Annotated in this window: 19 protein-coding genes; 6 read left to right on the forward strand and 13 right to left on the reverse strand. The window is 69.1% G+C overall.

Annotated elements, in window-relative coordinates:
• Positions 1–417: 417 nt before the first annotated feature.
• The gene (locus ACFVTM_RS02795; protein ID WP_390201842.1) at positions 418–642 is read left to right on the forward strand and encodes a hypothetical protein; all 225 of its coding nucleotides are present in this window, start codon (positions 418–420) and stop codon (positions 640–642) included.
• Between the two features lie 3 nt (positions 643–645).
• Here the strand turns inward: ACFVTM_RS02795 and ACFVTM_RS02800 are convergent, their stop codons facing one another.
• From ACFVTM_RS02800 to ACFVTM_RS02810, 3 genes are all read right to left on the reverse strand, one after another.
• Positions 646–1959 carry an MFS transporter gene (locus tag ACFVTM_RS02800; RefSeq protein WP_390201843.1) on the reverse strand — a complete coding sequence of 438 codons (1314 nt, stop codon included), beginning with the start codon at positions 1957–1959 and terminating at the stop codon, positions 646–648.
• A 264-nt stretch (positions 1960–2223) separates the two neighbouring features.
• Entirely contained in the window at positions 2224–2730 is a 507-nt protein-coding gene (locus ACFVTM_RS02805; RefSeq protein ID WP_390201844.1) for a MarR family winged helix-turn-helix transcriptional regulator, read from the reverse strand.
• Positions 2731–2732: 2 nt separating this feature from the next.
• The gene (locus ACFVTM_RS02810) at positions 2733–4481 is read right to left on the reverse strand and encodes an AMP-binding protein (protein WP_390201845.1); all 1749 of its coding nucleotides are present in this window, start codon (positions 4479–4481) and stop codon (positions 2733–2735) included.
• 293 nt (positions 4482–4774) lie between these two features.
• On the opposite strand from ACFVTM_RS02810, the gene ACFVTM_RS02815 reads away from it, so the two are divergent.
• Entirely contained in the window at positions 4775–5908 is a 1134-nt protein-coding gene (locus ACFVTM_RS02815; protein WP_390202098.1) for an acyl-CoA dehydrogenase family protein, read from the forward strand.
• Here the strand turns inward: ACFVTM_RS02815 and ACFVTM_RS02820 are convergent.
• The 3 genes from ACFVTM_RS02820 to ACFVTM_RS02830 all read right to left on the reverse strand — a co-directional run bounded on the left by ACFVTM_RS02820 (position 5905) and on the right by ACFVTM_RS02830 (position 11214).
• The gene (locus ACFVTM_RS02820) at positions 5905–7779 is read right to left on the reverse strand and encodes a diguanylate cyclase (RefSeq protein WP_390201846.1); all 1875 of its coding nucleotides are present in this window, start codon (positions 7777–7779) and stop codon (positions 5905–5907) included. The two genes, ACFVTM_RS02815 and ACFVTM_RS02820, sit on opposite strands and share 4 nt — an antisense overlap.
• A 64-nt stretch (positions 7780–7843) precedes the next feature.
• Positions 7844–8518, reverse strand: a complete 675-nt coding sequence (locus ACFVTM_RS02825) for a response regulator (RefSeq protein ID WP_390201847.1) — start codon at positions 8516–8518, stop codon at positions 7844–7846.
• A complete protein-coding gene (locus ACFVTM_RS02830) occupies positions 8515–11214 on the reverse strand; it encodes a DUF4118 domain-containing protein (RefSeq protein ID WP_390201848.1) in 2700 nt (899 codons plus the stop codon). The genes ACFVTM_RS02825 and ACFVTM_RS02830 overlap by 4 nt, the downstream gene beginning before the upstream one ends.
• A gap of 224 nt (positions 11215–11438) precedes the next feature.
• On the opposite strand from ACFVTM_RS02830, the gene ACFVTM_RS02835 reads away from it, so the two are divergent.
• On the forward strand, positions 11439–13415 hold the full coding sequence (locus ACFVTM_RS02835; protein ID WP_390201849.1) for an amino acid transporter: 1977 nt from the start codon (positions 11439–11441) through the stop codon (positions 13413–13415).
• Positions 13416–13543: 128 nt separating this feature from the next.
• On the opposite strand, the gene ACFVTM_RS02840 is transcribed toward ACFVTM_RS02835, so the two are convergent.
• From ACFVTM_RS02840 to ACFVTM_RS02870, 7 genes are all read right to left on the reverse strand, one after another.
• Positions 13544–13747: a cold-shock protein gene (locus tag ACFVTM_RS02840; protein WP_009357211.1), complete on the reverse strand. Its 204-nt coding sequence runs from the start codon at positions 13745–13747 to the stop codon at positions 13544–13546.
• 147 nt (positions 13748–13894) lie between these two features.
• Positions 13895–14848, reverse strand: coding sequence for an alpha/beta fold hydrolase (locus ACFVTM_RS02845; protein WP_390201850.1), 954 nt, complete (start codon positions 14846–14848; stop codon positions 13895–13897).
• Between the two features lie 26 nt (positions 14849–14874).
• The gene (locus ACFVTM_RS02850; RefSeq protein ID WP_390201851.1) at positions 14875–17667 is read right to left on the reverse strand and encodes a PEP/pyruvate-binding domain-containing protein; all 2793 of its coding nucleotides are present in this window, start codon (positions 17665–17667) and stop codon (positions 14875–14877) included.
• 195 nt (positions 17668–17862) lie between these two features.
• Positions 17863–18219 carry a hypothetical protein gene (locus ACFVTM_RS02855; RefSeq protein WP_390201852.1) on the reverse strand — a complete coding sequence of 119 codons (357 nt, stop codon included), beginning with the start codon at positions 18217–18219 and terminating at the stop codon, positions 17863–17865.
• A 105-nt stretch (positions 18220–18324) separates the two neighbouring features.
• Entirely contained in the window at positions 18325–19374 is a 1050-nt protein-coding gene (locus tag ACFVTM_RS02860) for a zinc-dependent alcohol dehydrogenase family protein (RefSeq protein ID WP_390201853.1), read from the reverse strand.
• A 70-nt stretch (positions 19375–19444) separates the two neighbouring features.
• Positions 19445–20071, reverse strand: a complete 627-nt coding sequence (locus ACFVTM_RS02865) for a response regulator (RefSeq protein ID WP_390201854.1) — start codon at positions 20069–20071, stop codon at positions 19445–19447.
• Positions 20068–21297, reverse strand: coding sequence for a sensor histidine kinase (locus ACFVTM_RS02870; protein ID WP_390201855.1), 1230 nt, complete (start codon positions 21295–21297; stop codon positions 20068–20070). Before ACFVTM_RS02870 ends, ACFVTM_RS02865 begins: the two co-directional genes overlap by 4 nt.
• A 252-nt stretch (positions 21298–21549) precedes the next feature.
• On the opposite strand from ACFVTM_RS02870, the gene ACFVTM_RS02875 reads away from it, so the two are divergent.
• The 3 genes from ACFVTM_RS02875 to ACFVTM_RS02885 are packed head-to-tail and all read left to right on the forward strand — an operon-like array spanning position 21550 to position 22937.
• A complete protein-coding gene (locus tag ACFVTM_RS02875) occupies positions 21550–22119 on the forward strand; it encodes a heme-binding protein (RefSeq protein WP_390202099.1) in 570 nt (189 codons plus the stop codon).
• Between the two features lie 13 nt (positions 22120–22132).
• Entirely contained in the window at positions 22133–22405 is a 273-nt protein-coding gene (locus ACFVTM_RS02880) for a hypothetical protein (protein ID WP_390202121.1), read from the forward strand.
• Positions 22406–22454: 49 nt separating this feature from the next.
• Positions 22455–22937 (forward strand): ankyrin repeat domain-containing protein, encoded by a 483-nt coding sequence (locus ACFVTM_RS02885; protein WP_390202100.1) that lies wholly within the window; start codon positions 22455–22457, stop codon positions 22935–22937.
• Positions 22938–23024: the final 87 nt, after the last annotated feature.

Genomic DNA, 23024 nt, shown 5'->3' on the forward strand with positions numbered 1-23024 from the left:
TCTGAGAGCACTAATTGCTGCCTGACCGGACGGCACTGTCCGGCTTCGAACCACGATACTCCGGTAGGATTCCGGGCAAAATAGGCTCCCGCCGCACGTGGTCCTGGTGGCAACCACAAGCTTGTGACGGGTGGTTTCCTTGTGACAAGTGATGCTGATGAATCGCTCCTACGATCTGACCGATGGGCAGGGGACAACTTCACCGGACAGTAGGACTGGTCATTGCAGTGATCGCCGGCACCGCCGTGGCGCTCCTGTGGGCCGCCGTCGCCGCGGGCGGTCAGGCACAAGTGGAAGGGCCGCCGCACGACGCCGCCATCTACGATCGCCTCGCTGCGGGCGCAGTCCCACAGCCCGGAACGGATCATCGTCGTGGCGGACAATTGCACCCGCCGCCGACACAGTCAAGGAGTCCGCATGAGCCTCACCGGCGGGCCCGTCCCCAGGGGCCTTCTCTTCCCGCAGACCCTCCTGAACACGGAGTGGTTCGCCATCCTGGCGACCTTCGTTGCCATCAATACCGTCATGTACGCGGCCCTCGCCACCGCCAAGGTGCTGCCTAGAGTTTACCGCCCAAACTGGCTGCGGTCCCGGCATGAGCGCGGCGAAACCCGCGGCATCCACCCCGACGCGCCCCGCTGAGCACTAGGCGGAATCTGCCCGCTGGGGAACCTGCGCCGCGGGCGGACCGGCAGGCAACCTGCGCATCCCGGTCAGCGGCGAGAACACCACGAAGCCGCAGCCCAGGAGCGCTCCTGCGGCGGCGATCCACATGGTCGGCAGCATTCCCAGCCAGTCTCCGAGCAAGCCTGCACCAAGGCTGGAGAACGGCATCACCCCCCACACCACGAAGCGGATCGAGGCGTTCATCCGCCCGAGCAGTTGCGGCGGGCACAGGCGCTGCCGGAGGCTCACCTGGGTGATGTTGTACGTCATCACTGCGAACGACTGGCAGAATTCCGCGGCCAGCAGGATCGGCAGGGCGTACTGCGGCGCCGTTGCGGCCAAGGGAATCAGCGCCAGCATCACGGAGAGGGCCACTGCGGAGACCGAAATGAGGCGTCCCTCGCCCACACGGCGCGAAAGGCAGGGCGTGGCGATGGCACCGAGCAGCCCGCCGACAGCCCCGACCGAGAGGATAAGGCCAAGTCCCGCCGCGCCAAGGTGAAGATCCCGGAGCACCAGCAGCGGCAGCAGCGTGAACGTCAGGGTGGCGAACAGGTTGGACGTTGCCGTGGTGCCGACCACCCGTCGAATCAGCGGCTCCCGTGCGACGTACCGGACGCCCTCGGCGATTTCGCTGGCGAGCCTCCTGCGTGTGGACCGGTCCGCGCGCACTTCGCCGTCTTTCACCCGCCACAGCAGGGCTCCCGAGAAGACGTAGGACAAAGAATCCCACACCAGCAACACCGGGGCAGCGGCGACGGCCAGTAGGGCGCCGGCGAGGGCGGGTCCTCCGATCCTGGCCACCTGGAAGCTTGCTTCAAGTTTTGAGTTGGCCTCGGCCACCTGAGGACCGGTCACAAGAACCGGCACATAGCTTTGGTAGGACACGTCAAAAAAGACGGTGCCGATGCCAACAACCGCCGCGACGGCCGCCAGATGCCACAGTTGCAGCGCCCCCAGCCACCACAGCACCGGGATGACGGCGATGGCCAGAGCCCGTACGACGTCGGCGAAGATCATCACCCGCCGCTTGAGCCATCGGTCGACCCACGCCCCGGCCGGGAGCCCGACCACGAAGAAGGCCGCCGTGCCCGCGGCGTTCAGGACCCCGAGCTGCCACTCGTCCGCGCCCAGCACGGACACGGCAAGCAGGGGCAGCGCGAGGATGCTGAATTGTGCTCCGAGCTCGCTGATGCTCTCCGCACCCCACAGCAACAGGAACCCCCGGTGCCTCCAGAGCGAGCGCTGCCCGGTCAGTGTTTCTTGGTCTTCGCCGTCCACGACGTCCTTCACCGTCGAAATAATTTGGGATCAGTCAACCACACACTGAAGCATTTGCTTCGGATCTCGGATAGTGTGATCCGGCGGGGGACCGAAACAGCGCCTTGCCGTGGCCTAAAAGTGTCACGACCAAGCCCACGAGTTCGTCCCGGCCGCCACGGGCGAAGAACGCTATGTGCGTGTCCTCATCGGCTCACGCCGCCCGGAGGGCAAGGGCGTAGGCAGGCTCTGGCTCGGCTTCGCGGATGACGCCGGCTGTCCTGATCCTCGGGGGTGTCAGCCGCTGAAATCCCCGGCGTTCCGGCGGAACGTGCCCAGGATCCGGATCAGCTGGTCCACGTCCTGGTCGCCGAAGCCGGACTGGCCGAAGACCTCGGAGTTGAGCACCGCCGTCGCGCGTTTGGCCAGGGCGCGCCCGTCCGGCGTGAGCTCGATCAGGGTGGTGCGGCCGTCCGTGGGGTGCGGCGAGCGGACCACCAGGCCGGCGTCCTGGAGCCGGTCCACGGCATTGGTGACCGAGGTGGGGTGGACCTGCAGCAGCGCGCTCGCCTTGTTCATGGGCAGCGCCCCGCTGCGGGCGAAGCTGAGCAGTGCCAGCAGCTCGTACCGGGCAAAGGTCAGTCCGAAGGGCTTGAGGACGGCCTCGATCCGGCCCAGCAGAATCTGCTGGGTCCGCATGATGGCGGTGATGGCGGCCATCGGGGCGGCGACGTCGGACCAGCCGTGGCGCTCCCAGTTCAGCCGGGCGTCGGCGATCGGATCTCGCGGAAGCGGCGTTCCCACGCTCAGCCCTGACCCTTGAGCCCGGGGAAATCGGAGTCGGAGTACTCGACGCCGAAGCCCTCGGGAATGGGCCCGCCGCCGTGCCGCACTTCCTCGCTGTGCCGCAGCTCCACGCGGCGGATCTTGCCGGAGATCGTCTTGGGAAGCTCGGCAAACTCCAGCCGGCGGATGCGCTTGAACGGTGCCAGATGCTCCCGGCAGTACCGCAGGATGTCCTCGGCCAGCTCCGGGCCGGGCTGGTGCCCGGCCGCCAGGACCACAAACGCCTTCGGCACCGACAGCTTGAGCGGGTCGGGGGAGGGGACGACGGCGGCCTCCGCCACCGCCGGGTGTTCAATCAGCACGCTCTCGAGCTCGAAGGGGGAGAGCCGGTAGTCGGAGGACTTGAAGACGTCGTCGCCGCGGCCCACATATGTGATGATGCCGCGCTCGTCCCGGCTCGCCATGTCCCCCGTGTGGTAGTAGCCGCCGCGGAAAGCCTCCGCCGTTTTCTGCGGATCGCCGTGGTACGCCTTCATGAGCCCCGCGGGGCGGGGGTCCAGGCGCAGGCAGAGCTCGCCGTCGTCGGCCTCCTCACCGGTGGCGGGGTCCACCAGCACCACGTCGTAGCCGGGCAGCGGCTTGCCCATGGCGCCGATCTTGATCGGCTGGCCCGGGGTGTTGGCGATCTGCACGGTGGATTCCGTCTGTCCGAAGCCGTCCCTGATGGTCTGGCCCCAGGCGCGGTGGACCTGGTCGATCACCTCGGCGTTGAGCGGTTCGCCGGCGGACACCACCTTGGTAGGCGGGTTCTTGAGCAGGGTCAGATCCGCCTGGATGAGCATCCGCCACACCGTGGGCGGGGCGCAGAAGCTGGTCACGGCTTCGCGGTCCATCTGTTCCATGAGCGCCCTGGCGTCGAAGCGATCGTAGTTGTAGATGAACACGCAGGCCTCGGCGATCCAGGGTGTGAACACGTTGGACCAGGCGTGCTTGGCCCAGCCCGGCGAGGCCACGTTCAGGTGCACGTCACCCGGTTCCATCCCGATCCAGAACATCGTGGACAGATGCCCCACCGGGTAGGAGGTGTGCGTGTGTTCCACGAGTTTGGCCTTGGACGTGGTGCCGGAGGTGAAGTACAGCAGCAGTGTCTCGTCCGCAAGGGTGGGGGCGTCCGGGGTGAAGTCCACGCCGGCGGCGGCCGCGTCGGAGTACTGCAGCGCGTCCGGGGCCGCGGCCGGATTCCCGGCGGGGTTAGCTGCGCCCGCACCGATTTCAATGAGCCTGTAGTCACCAGCGACGTCGGCGAACTTGGCGATGTTGGCACTTCCGACGGCGGCCCAGGCCGCGCCGCCGCGCTCCACCCGGTCCTGGAGGTCGGCCGGGCCCATCAGGGTGGTGGTGGGGATCAGGACGATGCCCAGCTTGATCCCGGCCAGCATGAGTTCCCAGAGCTCTACCTGGTTGCCGAGCATGATGATCATCCGGTCCCCGCGCCGCACGCCCTGGCCGCGCAGCCAGTTCGCCACCTGCGAGGAGCGCCGGGAGAGATCCGCGAAGCTGCGCCGGGTGGCGGATCCGTCCTGTTCGACGATCACCAGCGCCGGCTTGTCCGCCTTGGCCGGGTCTGCCGCGAGCTGGTCGAACCAGTCCAGCGCGAAGTTGAATTCCTCGAAGCGCGGCCACTGGAATTCGCTGCGGGCAGCCTCGTAGTCCCCGCGCAGGGCCAGCAGCCGGTCCCGCGCGGCCCGGAACTCATCAGTCACGGTCATGGTGCACCTTTCGAAGTCCTCTGGCGCAGCCCTTCCGGAAAATCCGGCGCCGGCGCCGTTGCCTGGGATCCCGCCGGCCCGGCGCGGCGCCTGCCTAGTGATCCCCGTCACTGTGCAATATACTAGGACATCCAAGGGTTTGGAAGAGCGGCGCTGCTCTGCGGACGGCGCATGACGAAGGGATCGTGCCCGTGCAGCCACAAGGACGTGCCGGCGGACAGCTGGCTCCAGCCGCAGCAGACACCGCATCCGTTGCGGCGGCGCCGCTGCCGCCGTTTCCGGACGCCGACCTCATGTACATCGTGGACCTGCTGCCGCCGGAGGAACAGCTCCGCTACCAGGAGGTCCGGGAGTTCCTGCAGTCCCGGGTCCGTGCCGCGTCGATCGACTACTGGAACCGTGAGGAGTTCCCCTTCGGGCTGCTGGCGGAACTCGGCAAGTACGGCCTGGGCGGCTTGCAGACGGACGGCACGTCCAAGCTCTTCAAGGGGCTCATGTACGTCGAGGTGGCACGCGCCGACGTTTCCCTCTCGGCGCTCGTGGGCATCCACAACGAACTGATCGTCGGCATGATCGACGAGCTGGGCTCGGAGGAGCAGAAGGCCCGCTGGCTCCCCGGCCTCACCGCGTTCACCCAGCTCGGAGCCTTCGCCCTGACCGAGCCGGACCACGGCTCGGACATCGCCGGCGGCCTGGAAACCACCGCGCGGCTCGAGGGCGGCGAATGGGTCATCAACGGTGCCAAGCGGTGGATCGGTGCCGGCACCATCGCGGACTTCGCCCTCGTGTGGGCCCGGGACGTCGCTGACCAGCACGTCAAGGGCTTCATCGTGGAGACGGACCGTCCCGGCTACACCGCCACGAAGATCGCCAACAAGATCGGCCTGCGCATCATGCAGAACGCCGACATTGTCCTCGACGAGGTCCGCATCCCGGCGGCCAACCTGCTGCCCGGCGCCACCGACTTCTCCAAGGCCAACGAGCTCCTGCGCGATTCGCGGGCCTGGGTGGGCTGGCAGGGCGCCGGCATCCAGCTGGCCGCATTCGACGTCGCGCGCGCCTACTCGCTCCAGCGCCGCCAGTTCGGCAAGGAACTGGCCCGCTTCCAGCTCATCCAGCAGCAGCTCGCCGAGATCCTGGGCAACGCGACCGCCTCGCTGGCCCTGATGGCCCAGCTGGCGAGAATCCAGGAAGACGGCAAACTCGAGATGGTCCAGGCGGCCATGGCCAAAGCCACCACCACGCGGCTGGCGCGCGCCTCGGTGGCAATGGGCCGGTCCCTCCTGGGCGGCAACGGCATCAGCAGCGACTACGAGATGGGCAAGCTCTTCGGCGACGCCGAAATCCTCTACACGTACGAGGGCAGCTACGAAATCAATTCACTGATCGTGGCCCGGGCCGTGACGGGAAAGTCGGCGTTCGTCTAGGCTCCCCGCGTGGTCCGGGCTTCCGGCTTGGTTTGGGCTTCCCGCGGTTCAGTGGCGTCGGGCGCCTGCCCTGCCGGGGTGGACTGCCTTGCCGGGGTGGACTGGGCGGCGGCGGGGGTGGGGTGGCCGTATCGGGACGTGCGGTTGCGGCCGCCGTTCTTGGCCTCGTACAGAGCCCGGTCCGCGCAGTCCAGGAGGGAGCCTGCAGTGGCGTCGCGCTGCTCGCAAACCCCGGCGGAGATCGTCAGGTAACCGGCGTCCCCGAACGGTTCGGACGCGATGGCCTTCCGGGCACGTTCCGCGGCGAGCAGGGCCTCGGCGCCGTCGGTCTCCGGGAGCAGCCAAACGAACTCCTCGCCGCCGAACCGGGCCACGATCTCCTTGCTGCGGGCGACCGTCCGGAGCCTCGCGGCGACCTCCGCCAGGACGACGTCGCCCATCAGGTGGCCGTAGGTGTCGTTGATCCGCTTGAAGTGGTCGATATCGAGGACGATCGCACTCAGGTAAGTCCCACGGCTCCCGGCCACCGCAACCTGTTCGGCGAGGTGCCGTTCCAGGGCCCGCCGGTTGGGCAGGCCGCTCAGGGCATCGGTCGTTGCCTGCTGCTCCAGGTCGGTCCGGGCCTCCGTGTTGCCGATGGCAATTTCGACGAGCTCCGCGAACTGGGCCAGCCGCTCCATCATGGCTTCCGTGACCCCGGTGCGCGACTTCGAAGTCAGGCTTACCGCGCCCCACAGGCTGCCGCGGACGCGGATCGGCGCCGCCGCCGCGGACTGGAAGCCGCCGGCGCGCATCTGCTCCGCAACCTGTCCGCCCTCCGGCCGGTAGACGACGTGGGCCGGTTTGCCGGTCACCGCCACCCGGACGGTGGCCGATTCATCCGTCGGTGCGAAGATCTGCCGACGGCTCAGCGTCGGCGGCAGCGTCGGGGCCATGGCGACGATTTCCGCCGAGGAGGCGCCGGTGAAACGGACGACGGCGGCGGAATCGACGTTGAACAGGCCGCGGACGATCGCGGCGACCCGCTCGGAGATGTCCTCGGGGGCCGCGTTGCGGGCGACTTCGGTCGCCAATTCGTGCAGGGCCCGCCAAACCTGCTGTTGCTGGAGGCGCTCGGTGACGTCTACCGCCACCACCATGCCGGCCGCGGCGTCCTCGTCGGAGTAGACCGGCCCGGCATTCAACCGGTAGGTGCGGTGGCCGATCTGCCGGCTCCAGGAGACCTCGCGGCCGGCGAGGGCCGCACGGTAGCGCGGCTCGAGTTCGGCGGCGAGATCGCCCTTGAGCACGTCCTGGATGCGCTGGCCCTCGAGCTCTTCCCTGCGGTAGCCGAACGTCTCCAGTTCCTGGCCTTCGGCGATCAGGTAGCGCAGCTCGGCGTCGAAGAGGAGCACGAAGACACCGGGGACGCTTCGCGCGAGGGCACGGTACCGGTCCATGTCCCGTTGCCGGCGCCGGTCGGCCAGCACCCGCTCCGTGATGTCCGTGACCTGGACGAAGAAGCCCTGCACGGCGCCGTCGCGGGTGTCGGGGGTGTAGGTCACTTCGGTGAAGCGGGACTCGCCCGCAGGGTCCACAAGGGTCCGGTCAAACTGTTGCGCTTCGCCGGCGAGGGCCCGCTCGATGTACGGCCGGTTGGCCTCAAGGACGGCTTCCCCGAGCACGTCCCGGATGTGCATGCCGTGAAGCTGCTGGGGGCTGAAGCCGAACCACTCGCAGTAGGCGTCGTTGGCCAGTCGGTTGCGCAGTCCGTTGTCCCAATAGCCCACGAGGGCCTGTATCCCGTTGAGCACCGCCCGCAGCTGCGCCGGGATCTCAGGCAGTGGCGACGGATCGGCATCGTCCCTGCTGAGCGGGCTGAAATTAGTCATTGCCCCAGTATCCATCGCCGGCCGCGGCAGGGAAAACCGTCAGGAGCAGCTGCCTGGAAAGCTGTCAGGGCATGAACCGGTAGCCGATCCCTGCCTCGGTGAGCAGGTGGCGGGGGTTGGCGGTGTCCGGTTCCAGCTTGCGCCGCAGCTGGGCCATATAGACCCGCAGGTAATTGGTCTCCTTGGCGTACGCCGGCCCCCAGACCTCGGAGAGCAACTGCTGCTGGGTGATGAGCTTTTCCGGATTCCGGACCAGCACTTCGAGCATGTTCCACTCCGTGGGGGTCAGCCGGACGTCCTGTCCGGCCCGGACCACCCGGCGCTTGCCCAGGTCCACCGTGAAGTTCTCCGTGCTGACCACGGCTTCGGTCTCCGGTTCCGTGGTGCGGCGCAGCAGGGCGCGGAGCCGGGCCAGGAGCTCGTCCAGGCCGAACGGTTTGGTGATGTAGTCATCCGCGCCGGCGTCGAGGGCCTGGACTTTGTCCTCGGAACCGTGGCGGGCGGACAGCACCAGGACGGGGACGCTACTGAAGCCGCGCAGCTCCCGGATCACCGCGGTGCCGTCCAGGTCCGGGAGGCCCAGATCCAGGATCACCACCGACGGCGGCTCCTGCCTGGCCTTGAGCAGCGCCGACCGGCCGTCGGCCGCCGCGGAAACGTCGTAGCCGTGGGCCTGCAGGGTGATGCGCAGTGCCCGCAGCAGGTGCGGATCGTCGTCGACCACCAGGACGGCGGTCATGGCGCGTCCTGCCCGGCAGCCGACGTCGACGGTGCCGGGGACGGCGACGGCGGCGGCGGGTGACCGTGGCGGCGGCCGGTCAGCGCCGATTGCGGCTCCAGCGGGGCCTGGCCCGTTGGGGCGTCGTAGGGCTCGCCGCTGGAGAGCGGGAGCGTGACGACCATGGTCAGGCCGCCGCCCGGCGTGGGCTCCGCCGCCAGCCGTCCGCCCATAGCCTCGGTGAAGCCTTTCGCCACGGCCAGGCCGAGCCCGACGCCGGCGGCCTGGGCGGCGTCGTCGAGGCGCTGGAACGGGCGGAACATGTCCAGCACCCGCTCGGCCGGGACGCCGCGGCCGTGGTCGATGATGCGCAGCTCGCCGGCCGGGCGCCCAGCGAGCGTCGCCGGGCTGAGCCCGCCTGCGGTTCCCGCCACCACGATGTCGGAGTCGGGTGCGTATTTGACCGCGTTTTCGACAATGTTCGCGACGACCCGTTCCAGCATGCCCTGGTCGGCGTCGATCTCGGGCATGTTGGCGGGAAGTTCCACCCGCACACGGCCCGGCGGGACGCCGTGCAGGGCGCCCGGGATGACCTCATACCAACGGAGGGGACGAAGCTGCGGGCTGGCCGAGTCGGAGGTGATGCGGGACATGTCCAGCAGGTTGCCGACCAGCAGGTCGAGCCGGTCCGAGCATTCCTCGATCGTGGCCAGCAGTTCCTGCTCTTCCTGCGGGGAATAGCGGGCCCCGGGCTGCCGGAGGCCGCCGACGGCGAGCTTGATCCCGGCCAGCGGGGTCCGGAGATCGTGCGAAACCGCGCGGAGGATGGACGTGCGCATGGTGTTGCTCTCGGCCAGGCGCATCATTTCGCGCCGGCTGGCCACGAGCTGCTGGCGCTCCAGCTGTGCGGCCACGTGCACGCCGAACGCGGCGAGGAGCCGCCGGTCGCTGGCCGGCAGGATCCGGCCGTAGAGGACCAGCCGGGTGGTGGAGTCGATCTCCTCGATGTTCTCGCCGCCGGGGTCCTGACCGTCTGCCGTGTCCTCGCCGGCGGACGCCAGGAGCCGCCAGGCTCCATCGCCGTCGGCAGCTTGGCCGAAGAGGGCCGTGCCGCGGACCTGGAAGACGGTCCTGGCCTGCTCGAGCAGCGCCTGGACAGTGTCGTCGGAGCCGGCCGCCCCGCGGGTGAGGTCACTGAGGGTGGTGGCCTCGGCCCGGGCCCGGGCGGCCTCCTTCGAACGACGGGCGGACAGGTCCACCACCACGGCCACGGCCGCGGACACTCCGAGGAAGACGAAGAGTGCCAGGAAGTTCTGCGCATCGCTGATGGTCAGGTTGCCGAGCGGCGGAGTGGAGAAGTAGTTCACGAGCAGGCTGCTCCACAGGGCCGCCAGGACTGCCGGCCACAGGCCGCCCACCAGGGCGACCGCCACGGAGCCGCTGAGCTGGACCAGCATGGCGGTGGCCAGGCTGTGGTCCGGATTCACGAGGGAGAGCAGCAGTTGCAGGACCGCAGGCACGAGCACAGCCAGGACGAAGCCCACGGCAACCCGGACCCGGCCGAGATCGCGAGAGCGCGGCACCCCAGTGCCCTGGCCGCCGAGCGGATGCGAGACCATGTGGACGTCGATGTCCCCGGAGCCCCGCACCACCCTGGTGCCAACGCCGCCGCCCAGCAGGCCGCCCAGCAGGCTGGCGACGTTCTTGTGCCGCGAGATGCCGACCACGATTTGGGTGGCGTTGACGCTGCGGGCGAAGTCCAGCAGGGCGGTGGCGGGGTCCTCTCCTGCCACGACGTGGTAGCTGCCGCCCAGGTCCTGGATCAGCCGCCGCTGCCGTTCGAGCGCATGCGGCGACTCCGAGGCGACACCATCGGCGGCGCGCACATGGACTGCCAGGAGGTCCCCGCCGCTGACGCGGGTCAGGATGCGGGCCCCGCGCCGGATGAGGGCCTCACCCTCAGGGCCGCCGGTCAGGCCCACGACGATGCGCTCGCGGGCCGGCCAGCTGTCCTGGATCCCGTGCTCGGCCCGGTACTTCGCCAGGCCTTCGTCCACTCGGTCGGCCAGCCACAGCAAGGCGAGCTCGCGCAGCGCACTGAGGTTGCCGAGCCGGAAATAGTTGGAGAGGGCCGCATCGATCTTCTCCGCGGCGTAGATTTTTCCGTCGCTCAGCCGCTGGCGCAACAGTTCAGGCGGGATATCGACCAGATCGATCTGGTCGGCGCGCCGTACGACGTCGTCCGGGACAACTTCATCCGGGACAACTTCAGCCGGGACCGTCTCTGCCTGCCGGACGTCGGTGACGGCGCTGACGACGTCGCCGAGGGACGCCAGATGCTGGATATTGACGGTGGACAGGACATTGATCCCGGCCGTGAGGAGTTCGTCCACGTCCTGCCAGCGTTTCTGGTTGCGGCTGCCCGGGACGTTCGAGTGGGCGTATTCGTCCACCACTGCGGTTTCGGGGGCGCGGGCCAGGACTGCGTCCACGTCCATTTCCTCGAAGTCCGCGCCCCGGTAGCTCAGCGGCCGGGGCGGAATGATCTCCAGGCCCGCCATGAGCGCCCTGGTGTCGGCCCGGCCGTGGTCCAGTGCGAAGGCGACGGCAACGTCCTCGCCCCGCTCACTGAGGCGGTGGGCTTCCTCCAGCATCTCGTAGGTTTTGCCCACTCCGGGCGCGGCCCCCAGGAAGATCCGCAGCGTTCCACGTGCCATGTCGTCATTCTGTCACTTGGAGGCGGACACGGGCGACGCGGCGGCAACTGCCAGGTTCAGTGCGGTCACGTTCACGGACGTCCGCCCGAAGGGCCCCCGCACAGCCGCGTTAGGCAGCCGCGTTAAGGAACCATCAGGATTGTCCGCCGGAGGGGTGCGGCGGTTGCGGACGCTGGTACTGTCGCGGACGGAAGCGGCGCGGAGCGCCGCGTGGAAAGGACATCATGACCACCCTCAGCCGGCCCCCGGCAGACCCGTCGGCGCCGAGACCGGGCGCAGGAGAGCACTTCAGGAACTGGCTGCTGTTCGGCCTCCAGGATGCCAAGGGAATCCATCAAGGTCCCGGGGCCGTGAGTGACAGCCACCTGAAAAAGCACACGTGGTGGCAGGTCATGTGCCTCACCGGCGTGGACTACTTCTCCACCCTGGGCTACCAGCCCGCCATCGCCGCCCTCGCGGCCGGCGTGATTTCGCCGCTGGCCACCCTGGTGCTGGTTGCCGTGACCCTGCTGGGCGCGCTGCCGGTATACCGCCGGGTGGCCGGGGAAAGCCCGCGCGGTGAAGGCTCCATCGCCATGCTGGAACGGCTGTTGCCGCGCTGGGGCGGGAAACTGCTCGTCCTGGTGCTGCTCGGGTTCGCCGCCACGGACTTCATGATCACCATGACGCTCTCCGCCGCCGACGCAACGGCGCACGCGATCGAGAACCCGTTCGCTCCCGACTGGATGCAGGGCCAGAACGTCGCGGTCACGCTGTTCCTGCTGGCCCTGCTGGCAGCGGTGTTCCTCCGCGGTTTCAAGGAAGCGATCGGCGTCGCCGTCGTCCTCGTCGCCCTCTACCTCGGGCTGAACGTCATTGTCGTCGTCACGACGATTTTCGAGGTCATCGGCCACCCGGTGGCCGTGGACAACTGGTGGGTCGCCCTGACCACCCAGCATGGCAGCCCGCTGATGGTGGTGGGGATCGCGCTGCTGGTCTTCCCGAAGCTTGCCCTGGGCCTCTCGGGGTTCGAGACCGGCGTCGCCGTCATGCCGCAAATCCGCGGCCACGCGACGGACACCGAGGAGAACCCCGCGGGCCGGATCCACGGCGCCCGGCGCCTGCTGACCACGGCCGCCGTCATCATGAGCGCATTCCTGGTCACCACGAGCTTCACCACGGTGGTGCTCATCCCGGAGCAGGACTTCCAGCCGGGCGGCCCGGCGAACGGGCGGGCACTGGCATACCTAGCCCACGAATACCTCGGCAACGGCTTCGGCACCGTTTACGACCTCAGCACCATTGCGATCCTGTGGTTTGCCGGCGCTTCCGCCATGGCCGGGCTCCTGAACCTCGTCCCGCGCTACCTGCCCAGGTACGGCATGGCCCCTTCATGGGCCCGCGCCGTGCGGCCGCTGGTCCTGGTGTTCACGCTCGTGGGATTCATGATCACCTGGCTGTTCGACGCCGACGTCGACGCCCAGGGCGGTGCCTACGCCACCGGCGTCCTGGTCCTGATGACCTCGGCGGCGGTCGCCGTGACCTTGTCCGCCCGTGGCCGGCGGCAGCGCAAGCGCAGCATCGGGTTCGGGGTCATCGCCGTCGTGTTCATCTACACCACGGTGGCCAACATCTTCGAGCGGCCCGAGGGCATCCGGATCGCGGCGTTCTTCATCCTCGGGATCATCGTGATCTCGCTGCTTTCGCGCCTCCGGCGCTCCTTCGAGCTCCACGCCACGCACGTGCGGATGGACACGCCGGCCCTGGAATTCCTGGCCGCCAACGAGACCGGCCCCATCGCGATCATCGCCCATGAGCCGCTGCGGCTCAGCGCTGAGGCGTACCGCGACAAGCTCACGTCCGCCATCGAGGTCAGCCATCTTCCGGTGGACTACCAGGCGCTGTTCCTCGAAGTCGTGGTGGATGACTCGTCGGACTTCGAGACCGCGCTCGAGGTCCGCGGGGTGGTCCGGCACGGGTACCAGGTCCTGGAGGTCCACGGGCCCGTGGTTCCCAACACCATCGCCTCCGTGCTGCTGCACATCCGCGACGTCACCGGCCTGATGCCGCACATCTACTTCCGCTGGACGGAAGGAAACCCTTTCACCAACCTCCTGCGGTTCCTGGCCTTCGGCGAAGGCGAGATCGCACCGGTGACGCGGGAAGTCCTGCGCGAGGCCGAACCGGACGTCACACGGCGTCCCTGGGTCCACGTCGGCTGACCCCGCCGGGCGTCCTGACCATGGGCGCCCGGGAACACAAGCGCCCCTCCGGAGGAGTCCTCCGGAGGGGCGTTGTGGTCTTCGGGGAAAGTGTCCCGGCCGGGCGGCCGGGACAAAATCCAAAGTACTTAGAGCGGGCGGATGTTCTCAGCCTGCGGGCCCTTCGGGCCCTGCGTGACGTCGAATTCAACCTTCTGGTTCTCGTCCAGCGAGCGGTAGCCGCTGGTGGCGATTGCCGAGTAGTGGGCGAAAACGTCGGCCGACCCGTCATCCGGGGCAATGAAGCCAAAACCCTTTTCGGCGTTGAACCATTTAACTGTGCCTGTAGCCATGCCTTTATCCTTCTGAAATGCTGCTGATCTCCGGCGGCCATGAGGCCAACGGCTGCGGAGACATTCGTCCGCTGTCCCCAACGTACGGTGCGACGGGCCGCGGTGCAAGGGTCTAATGCGGGTCTTCGCCTCGGTTGTTTGCTTTGGTCATGCCGACGCGGAGTCTGCGAACAGCGCAATCAGGTCCCGGCTGATCTGGTACGGCGACGTCTCGCTGGGGCTGTGGCCGCCGCGGTAGACCGCAATCCGGGCCCCGATCGACTGCGCGAAGTGGCGGTGCAGCGCCAACGGCCAGAGATCGTGTTCGCCGACGGCGACAAACTTCGGCAGCGACGCCGCGGCCAGGACCCGGCGCAGATCCGGGGTGTGCTTCATGAGACCGATGATGTCGACCACCGAGGAGCGGCGCGTGAACGCGAACCGGCTTCTCACGAACCGCAGCCGCTGGGGCGCCACCCTCGCGACATTGCTCCGGATGCCCCAAATCATCAGTGCGGTGCCGGCCCTGCTGTTGACCCAGCCGCTGAACCAGCCGATGAACCGGAGACCGCGGAAACACTGCCCTGGCTCCGGCGGGCAGCTGATCAAGGTCAGGCTGCGGAACTTCTCCGGCCGTTGCCGGAAGGCCAGTTGGGCGACAGTTGCGGCGAAGGAGTAGCCCACGACGTGAGCCGAGCCTTCCTCGGCGTCCAGCATGGCCAGAAGGTCGTCGCGGAAGAGCTCGTAGTCGTAGCGGCACCGCGGCGGAACGAGGTTTTCGGGCCCGGCGCGGGCGGATTCATACTGCCCGGCGATGTCACAGCTGAGCACAAAGTAGCCGGCCGCGGCGAGCTCGGGCAGCATCAGGACGAAGTCTTCCTTGGATCCTGTTGCGCCCGGGACGAGCACCACGCGCGGATTCCCGGGATCTCCGGTGGCGATGGTCGCCAGGGTGCCGCTGGGCGCCGCAAAGTGCCCCCGGATCACGCCGTCGGGGAGGGCGGCCCAGTCGAAGTCGGGCAATGCGGCGTCCCGGCGGGCGGCATCATCCACCAGCCCCGAACCGAAGCCCTCGGGCTCCGGATGCGGCGTGCCGTGTGCGTTGCTGCCAGCAGACACCATGAACTTAAGATAGCCCCTTCATCGGGTCAGCCGGCCAGGCTGCCGGCGGTCGTGGCGGGGAGCGGGGCATCCACCTGCCGCACCGTTCCGGCGGATCCGTCCACGGTCACCCTCTGGCCGGTCCGCAGCCGGGTGGTGGCGTCCGGCACGCCCACGACGGCGGGGATGCCGTATTCGCGGGCCACCACGGCGCCGTGCGAGATCACCCCGCCCATTTCCATCACCAGGGCACCGGCGGTCATGAACAGCGGCGTCCAGCCCGGATCGGTGGAAGGGGCCACCAGGATTTCCCCGGGCTCGAGGTGGGCCCCCACCGGGTCCAGGATGACCCGGACCGTTCCGGTGGCGGTGCCGGCCGACGCCGGTGTCCCGGCGAGGGCTCCGGAGGCGGGTGCCTTGGCCATGACGGCGGCCTCCACGTCCGTTCCGTCGGAAAGCAGGAGCCGGGGGATCCGGCGTCGGCGCAGTTCGACGTCGTAGAGCCGGCGGCGGTCCGAAACGATGCCTTGGAGACTGGCGCCCCGCAAACCCACACGGACCTCGTCGGCTTCCAGGAAATACACATCCTCCGCGGCGGCGATCGCACCGGAGCGGGCCAGCTCGGTGCCGATCGTGTTGAGCTGGCGGTGCATCTCCGCCAGTGCGAGGACGATGTAGAACTTGGGCAGTTCGCGCAGACCGGACAACTGCCGGGTCCGGCGCAGGCAGAATTCCACCAGCCGGGCGCGGAGCCGGCTCCGGGCCCGGGTCCGTTCCACCAGGGTGCGGATCCTGGCCTCGGCGTGTTCCTCGGCGCGGGCGAACTGCCGGTCGGGGGCCTGCTCGGGGTCCTCCACGTGCAGGTAGTTCGAGAGCATGCCGAGGATATGGTCCGGTTTCTCCGACCACCGCGGCATGCCGAGGTCTATCTCCGCCACGGCGCGGTGGCCGTAGCGGTCCAGGAACCCGCGCAGGCCTGTCTGCGCCACCGCGGGCAGCGTGCCGGCGGCGTACATCGCGGCAAGTTCCTTCGGGCCGTGGGCCAGGAACGCCTCACGGGACGCGTCATTCGAGCGGATCGTGACGGCCAGCTGCCAGAGCTCCAGGTCCATCTCGGTGGTGACGTTGTTGGGCAGGCCCCGCAGCACTGCCTCGAGTTCCCTCGGTTCGGCGATGCCGCGCAGCAGCCGGCGGGCCCCGGCCAGCAGGAGGTAGCCAACGGACGGTCCGGGCAGCGTCGCGGTGATCAGCCCGTCCACCGTTTGGTCCAGGATGCGCTGGGTGTGGTCGAGCCGGCCGAAGGCGGTGGCCGGCTCGGGCAGGGCGAGCTCGGCTTCGAGGTGCTTTCCGTAATCGAAGGCATGGCGCAGTTCGGCGGCCGGCCGCGCGACGGCCCTCACCATGGACGGAACCAGCCGGACCGTCAAGCCCAGGCTCCCCAGAGCGCTGGGACCCCGTGCTGTGGGATTGCGCGCTGCGCCGGGACGTGTTTGCCGGTGTGGGCGTTCGCGCACGCCGAACCGCGGATCATCCAGGAGCGCCGGGAAAACAGCGCCCGACCGCCCGTCAGCCAGCGGGAGTATCCGCAGCAGGTAGCGGCGGCCGTACTTGCTGCGCACCATGGCCGTCACGTCCACATACATGCGCAGTCCCGGGTTGACGTACTGCCACGGCCCGTTGCGGTTCCGCATTGAGCCCAGCGCGGAGAGACCCATGGGCGTGAGCGGCCGGGTCAGGCCCTGGAGCAAGCTGCCGCACAGGTACACGCGGGGTTCGACGGCGGCCGCCGACTCCGCGCCGAGGGGTTCCGCGGCGGCCGGGTCCGGCAGCGGATACAACGTAGTAATGGGCCGTGATTGTGTCACCCAGATTTTGCCCGCGCCGTCGATCACCCATTCCACATCCTGGGGTGTGCCGAACAACCGCTGGATGGTGTCGCCCAGCGCAGTGAGTTTGCGGATCCGGGCATCGTCCAGGCTCGGCCGCCGCTTTCCTGCGGTCCCATTCGGTGAGTGCAGCAGAATGCGTCCGGTGGCCGTATCCGCGACGAAGTGGTCCGGGTTCACGCTGCCGGAGACCACTGCCAGGCCCGGACCGGCGCTCGCATCAATGACCGTTTCGGTCCGCGTGCCCGTCACGGGGTTGGCCGTGAACAGCACACCGGCGGTGGTGGCGGCGACGTAGTTTTGAACGACGACGGCGAGTCCGGCGTCGCGGTGGCTGATCCCGTTGGCGGAGCGGTAGGCCACGGCCCGTTCGGTCCAGAGTGAGGCCCAGCAGAGCCGGGCCGACTCGACCACGGCGTCGGCTCCGGAGATGTTGAGGAAGGAATCCTGCTGTCCGGCGAAGCTGGCGAAGGGCAGGTCCTCGGCGGTGGCGGAGGACCTGACCGCCACGGTGGCCCTGCCGCCGAGCCCGGCATACGCGGCGCGGAGGGCGGCGTCGACATCGGCGGGAATCGGCGCGGTCACGATCATTTCCCGCGCCTGCCTCGCCAGTTGGCCCAGGTCGGCCTCGGGGTGGCCCAACCCGGCGTGCCCACCGTGGTCCTGGCCGGGTTCGCCGGCAACCGGTGAGTTCGGTGGGTTCGCTGAGTTATGTGAGTTCGGTGATTCCGGCTGGGCCGCGTCCAGGCGGGCGGCCAGTGCGTCCAGTCCGGCCGGGGCGGCTTTCCGGTAGGCGGCCGTGGTGAGGCAGAAGCCGCGCGGCACCGGGAGCCCCGCCGCGATGAGCCTGCCCAGGTTCAGGGCCTTGCCGCCCACGAGCGGCAGGGGAGCGGATCCCAGTTCGCTGAGATCCACGACGAGGCTTTCCGGTGCCCTGCTCTCTGCAGAACCCATTTCCCTGCTCCCACGTCCCGTTCGCGCGCCTAAGCCGCGTATTCAAGCCATGTCAATTAGCCATGTCGATTAGCTGTGTGAATCAGCCAGGTTTTCAAGCCACGGCCGGTCCGGTCCCGGGTCGCCTGTCCTGGCGCCGCGCCTGTGTGGCCGCTGCGCCCGGTACGGCCTCCTGTGCCGGGCGATACTGCAGGCTTACTTGCCGGCGTCGTCCCCGCCGGTGTCCTCCCACATGACATCGAGGTTGCGGAAGACCGGCGGCCCGTCGCACAGGGCGGCCATCTTCGCGGCGAATTCGGAGGTCTCGGGCCGGTTGGAGTTCTCCATGGCCGACTCGTAGGACTCGAACTCAACGATCGTGAAGTAGGTGCCCGGGCGGTCGCGGTCGGCGGTGGCAATGATGCGGCCGAACGTGGGGGCCGTGCTTCCCTCCGTCCTGGAGGGCCGGCCGAGTTCTTCAATCTCCTCGATGCGGGAGCTCTGAAATTCGATGATCTGCACAAACCTGGCCATGACGGCTCCTCGACGGCGGCGGATGCTGATGCGCTTCACGCTAGACCCTCGTCCTTGCCCGTGCAAGGGCGGGTGGAAGTGGCACATGGAAGGAGGGAAAGGCGGCGGCGCGGCATCCGGCGCCGCCGCCGTCGAGGAGTCCGGCTACGGGGTCAGCAGGACCTTGATGGCGCGCCTCTCGTCCATGGCGCGGTAGGCCTCGGGTGCCTCCTCAAGGGGCATGACCGAGTCGAACACCCGGCCCGGATTGATGGTGCCGTCCAGCACGTCCGCCAGCAGTTCCGGGATGTAGGTCCGGGCCGGGGCCATGCCGCCGCCGATCGTGATGTTGGTGTCGAACAGGAAGCGCAGCGGGGCCTCGGCTCCGCCGGTGGGGACGCCCACAAAGCCGAGGGCGCCGCCGGGACGGACGCTGTGCAGGGCCTGCTCCATGGATTCCTTGGTCCCCACGCACTCCAGCACGGAGTCGGCCAGAACGCCGCCGAGCAGTTCGCGGACCTTGGCGACGCCCCCGCGTTCGGCGACGATGTCCGTGGCCCCGAATTCGCGGGCGATCGCCTGGCGGTCGGCGTGCCGCGACATGGCGATGATCCGCTCCGCGCCGAGGCGCTTGGCGGCCAGGACGCCGCAGAGCCCGACGGCGCCGTCGCCCACCACGACGACCGTCCGGCCGGGGCCGGCTTTGGCCGCGAGCGCCGCGTGGTGGCCGGTGGCCATGACGTCAGAGAGCGTGAGCAGGCTGGCACGGAGGGCGTCGTCCGGATCGGTGACGCCGGGGACCTTGACCAGCGTGGACTCGGCGAGCGGCACGCGGACGGCCTGGCCCTGGCCGCCGTCAATCGCGAGGCCGGTGTCATCCTTGCCGCCCCAGCCGGCGAGGTGATCGCAGGCGACCGTGACGCCGTCCAGGCACTGGGGGCACTCGCCGCAGCTGACCACGAAGGGCGCGATCACGAGGTCGCCCACGGCAAGGTCCGTGATGTCCTCGCCGATGCTTTCGACCGTCCCGATGAACTCGTGCCCGATCGCGGACGGCTTGTGGGTGGGCTTGACCCCGCGGTAGGGCCACAGGTCTGAACCGCAGACGCAGGAGGCGGTGACCTTCACGACGACGTCGGTGGGCAGCTGGACCGTGGGGTAGTCGCGGTCTTCGACTCGGATGTCGCCGGGACCGTGGATGATGGTGGCGCGCATGGGTGCTCCTCGCATTGTGGTGGATGGGCTGGGAACGAGTTTAGTCCTGCGTCCGGAGTGCCGGCAGCCGCTACCGCATGCCCTCGCGGCGGATCGCGGTGGCGATCGCTGCGGCCCGGGTTTCCACGCCGAGCTTGGCGTAAATGTGCGCCAGGTGCGTCTTCACAGTCGCCTCGGAGATGAACAGCCGCTGGCCGAGCTCACGGTTGCTGAGGCCTTCGATCAGCAGGCTCAGCAGCTCCGCCTCGCGCGGTGTCAGGATCTCGTCCGGGTTCCGCAGCTGCTGGAAGAGCCGCGACGCCACAGGAGCGCTCATCACGCTCTTACCCTGGACCGCGCCCCGGATCGCGGCGAAGATCTCCTCCGGCGCGGCATCCTTGAGCAGGTAGCCCATGGCGCCGGCGTCGACGGCGCGGACAATGTCAGCGTCCGAATCGTAGGTGGTGAACACCAGCACGGCCTGCGTGCTGTTGCGGCGGCGCAGCTGTTTGATGGCCTCGATGCCGTCCATGCCAGGCCCCATGGCCAGGTCCATCACCACCACGGCCGGGCCGAGCTGCTCCATCTGGACCAGCGCTTCCTCGCCGGAGGCCGCCTCGGCCACGACCTGGAGATCGGGCTGTGTTCCCAGGAGCGCCCTGAGCCCGCTGCGGACCACCAGATGGTCGTACACCAGCAGCACGGTAATCGGATTCATTGTTCCTCCGCTGTTGGCAGTTGCGCGGCCACGATGGTCCCGACGCCCGGGGTGCTTTCCACCGAGAATACGCCGCCCAGCCTTTCCACCCGCTGGCGCATGGCCCGGAGCCCGTAGCCTCCGGTGTCCGACGGCGGTGCCAGCGACTGCGGGTCGAAGCCGGCGCCGTCGTCGTAAACATCCAGGGTGACCGCGCCGGGCAGGAAGCCCAGCGTTACGGTGGCGCTGGCCGCCACTGCGTGGAGCTTGGTGTTGGCCGCCGCGCTCTGGACCACGCGGAGCAGTGCGTGCCGGACATCCGCTGGCACAGGGCGCGGTTCGCCGGTGACCAGCAGGCGCACGTCCGGGACGTACTGGAACGCCGCCTGAAGCAGGGCGTCCGGCAGCGGTGCCGTTTCCAGTCCGGGGGAGGCGAGCTCGTGGACCAGGCTGCGGGTGTCCGACAGGTTCCGGCGCAGCATTCCGCTGGCGTTTTGGACGTCCTCGCGCGCCGCCGGGCTGGGCCATGACCTGTTCGCGGCTTCCAAAAGGAGCAGGCTGCTGGCCAGGCCCTGCGTCACGGTGTCGTGGATTTCCCGGGACACCCGCTCGCGCTCCTCGATGGTGCCTGCCCGCCGCTCGCTGGCGGCTAGCCGGCCCTGGGCCAGCGACACCTCGGCGTGCAGCCGGCGCTGCTCGGCGGCGTCGCGCTCGATGCGGTCGTAGACCAGGGTCAGCATGAGGCCGACGGCCAGCGGCCCCAGGAGCATGGCCAGATCGCTGCCGTCGCTGAGCCGGAACAGCCCGACGGCGGTGGCCGCCGCCGTCGCGCCGGCCGCCAGGTATGCCACGGGGCCGCTGAAGGCGGTCCGGCACAGGAAGAACAGCGCGAACGAGCACCACGCGAAACTTGGCGCCACGATCACCAGCACCGACCACACCGCCACCAGGACGAACATCCACACAGCCCACGGCCGGCGCCGCTGCGAAAGCACCGCGATCACGGCGTACAGCGAGCACACCGCCGCGGCGAGCGCCAGCACCCACACGTTGTCCGCGGGGCTGTGCCGCATCACGTAGCGGACCGCCGACGCCACCAGCAGGACGGCAAAGCCAAGATGGACGACGGCGTCAATCCGGCCCAGGGCGCCGCTTCCGGCAGCGGTGTGCGGGACGGGTGCGGATCCCGGGGCGGGTTCCGGTGCGGGGATTGGCGGTGTGGGGAGGGCTGGTGGCGAGGAGGGCATGGGGTCCGGTTCGGGGTGGAGGAGTGCTACCCACCATGGTATGACCAGCGTCGCTGCCGGTCTCTCAGCCTTTTGGCTGACAGGCCGAGCCCGATGGGGGAGGCCGCGGCAGACTAACGCCCGATGCCCAGCCAGGTCCTGGGCGGAAGCATGGATTCCAGGCCCGGAGCACGAATCCGGGCAGTTCCAAGAACCTCATTCCCCCAAGAACCTCATTCCCCCAGAACCTCATTCCAAGGAGTACTCGTGAAGATGTCCAAGAAAATCGCCGCTTCCGCTGCCGCGGGAGCATTGCTCCTGACGGGCGGGCTGACGGCCGCGGCCAACGCCGGCACATCGGCCGTGGCTCCCGCGGAGGCGGCCGCTCCCGCCGCTGACATCCAGCCGGTTCCCGCAACGGTGGTTGCCCAGAACCGGATCAGCGCAGGCGCTTCCGGGGACGCGGTCAAGGCCGCGCTGGCCAAGTGCCAGGCGGACCAGCTGCCGTTCGTCACCGTGGCACTGGTGGACAGGTTCGGGACGGTGCAGGCCCTGCTCCGCGGCGACAACGCTGCCGAGCACACCATTGAAGCGGCCCAGCAGAAGGCCTACACGGCTGCCGCCTTCGGCACGCCCACCAGCGACCTGGCCAAGCGCATCAACGGCAACGGACCCAGCATCGCGGACCTCCCCGGCACACTCTTCCTGGCCGGCGGGGTCCCGCTCAAGGTCAACGGGGTCTCCGTGGCCGGGATCGGCGTGGGCGGCGCTCCGGACGGGATGCTGGACGAAGCGTGCGCAACTGCCGGCGCCTCGGCCATCGCTGCCGGGCCCTCGAAGTAGGCTCTGGGGTCATGTGGCGGTTCAGGAGATGGCGGCGGGCGCGGCAGGTAGCCGCGGCATTCATCGCACCGGCAGTCCTGGCATCCTGCGTGGCTGTCTGTCTGGCATCCTGCCGGCCCGGCGGGGATCCCGGCCCACCGGAGACACCGCCGTCGTCAAGTCCTTCAACGGCGGCGGCAACCGCGGCGGCGCCCGCGCCGTCGTCGTCAAGTCCCACGGGGGCGGTAACCGCCTCGGCGCCCCCACCGCCGTCGTCAAGTCCTTCAACGGCGCCGCCGGCCGCTAGTACCCGCCCCGCCCTGTCCCCAGAGGCGCGGGCTGACCTCGACCAGAGACTGATTCGCGCCGCGAAAGCCAACGATGCCGGGGCTGTGGGGGAGCTCATCAAGGCCGGGGGCAACGTGAACGCCAAGGACGCCATCCAGGACTCGGCGTTCCTCTACGCCGGGGCCGAGGGGTTCAACGAGGTGCTCCAGCTGACCTTGGCCGCCGGCGCGGACGTGCGGAGCACCAACCGCTATGGCGGGACGGCGCTGATTCCCGCCAGCGAGCACGGGCACGTGGACACGGTCCGGATCCTGATCGCTGCGGGCGTGCCCGTGAACCACGTCAACAAGCTGGGCTGGACGGCCATGCAGGAAGCCATCCTGCTCAACAACGGAGGTCCCAGGCAGCAGGAGGTGGTCCGGATGCTTCTCGCAGCCGGCGCCGACCCCGGGATCCGGGACCCCCAGGGCCGGACGGCGCTGGAAAATGCAGAGCGGCTGGGGTTTGCGGAGATTGTGGCTCTGATCCGGGAGCAGGGCCAGCCGCGGTGACGCTGCCGAACTTCCCCACCTTTGTCGCCGCTGGACCGGGACACCCCGGGGAAAATCGGGAACACGCCGGGGCAGGCGGTCAAAGGT

Origin of the sequence: Arthrobacter sp. NPDC058130 (assembly GCF_042884475.1) — a bacterium.
Lineage (GTDB): Bacteria > Actinomycetota > Actinomycetes > Actinomycetales > Micrococcaceae > Arthrobacter.

Bases quoted from the DNA above. Each gene is read 5' to 3' on its own strand.
- ACFVTM_RS02865 (WP_390201854.1), bottom strand. From the start codon at position 20,071: ATGAATCCGATTACCGTGCTGCTGGTGTACGACCATCTGGTGGTCCGC.
- ACFVTM_RS02795 (WP_390201842.1), top strand. From the start codon at position 418: ATGAGCCTCACCGGCGGGCCCGTCCCCAGGGGCCTTCTCTTCCCGCAG.
- ACFVTM_RS02845 (WP_390201850.1), bottom strand. From the start codon at position 14,848: ATGGTGTCTGCTGGCAGCAACGCACACGGCACGCCGCATCCGGAGCCC.
- ACFVTM_RS02810 (WP_390201845.1), bottom strand. From the start codon at position 4,481: ATGACCGTGACTGATGAGTTCCGGGCCGCGCGGGACCGGCTGCTGGCC.
- ACFVTM_RS02835 (WP_390201849.1), top strand. From the start codon at position 11,439: ATGACCACCCTCAGCCGGCCCCCGGCAGACCCGTCGGCGCCGAGACCG.
- ACFVTM_RS02840 (WP_009357211.1), bottom strand. From the start codon at position 13,747: ATGGCTACAGGCACAGTTAAATGGTTCAACGCCGAAAAGGGTTTTGGC.
- ACFVTM_RS02850 (WP_390201851.1), bottom strand. From the start codon at position 17,667: ATGGGTTCTGCAGAGAGCAGGGCACCGGAAAGCCTCGTCGTGGATCTC.
- ACFVTM_RS02815 (WP_390202098.1), top strand. From the start codon at position 4,775: ATGTACATCGTGGACCTGCTGCCGCCGGAGGAACAGCTCCGCTACCAG.
- ACFVTM_RS02860 (WP_390201853.1), bottom strand. From the start codon at position 19,374: ATGCGCGCCACCATCATCCACGGTCCCGGCGACATCCGAGTCGAAGAC.
- ACFVTM_RS02870 (WP_390201855.1), bottom strand. From the start codon at position 21,297: ATGCCCTCCTCGCCACCAGCCCTCCCCACACCGCCAATCCCCGCACCG.
- ACFVTM_RS02830 (WP_390201848.1), bottom strand. From the start codon at position 11,214: ATGGCACGTGGAACGCTGCGGATCTTCCTGGGGGCCGCGCCCGGAGTG.
- ACFVTM_RS02825 (WP_390201847.1), bottom strand. From the start codon at position 8,518: ATGACCGCCGTCCTGGTGGTCGACGACGATCCGCACCTGCTGCGGGCA.
- ACFVTM_RS02820 (WP_390201846.1), bottom strand. From the start codon at position 7,779: ATGACTAATTTCAGCCCGCTCAGCAGGGACGATGCCGATCCGTCGCCA.
- ACFVTM_RS02875 (WP_390202099.1), top strand. From the start codon at position 21,550: ATGTCCAAGAAAATCGCCGCTTCCGCTGCCGCGGGAGCATTGCTCCTG.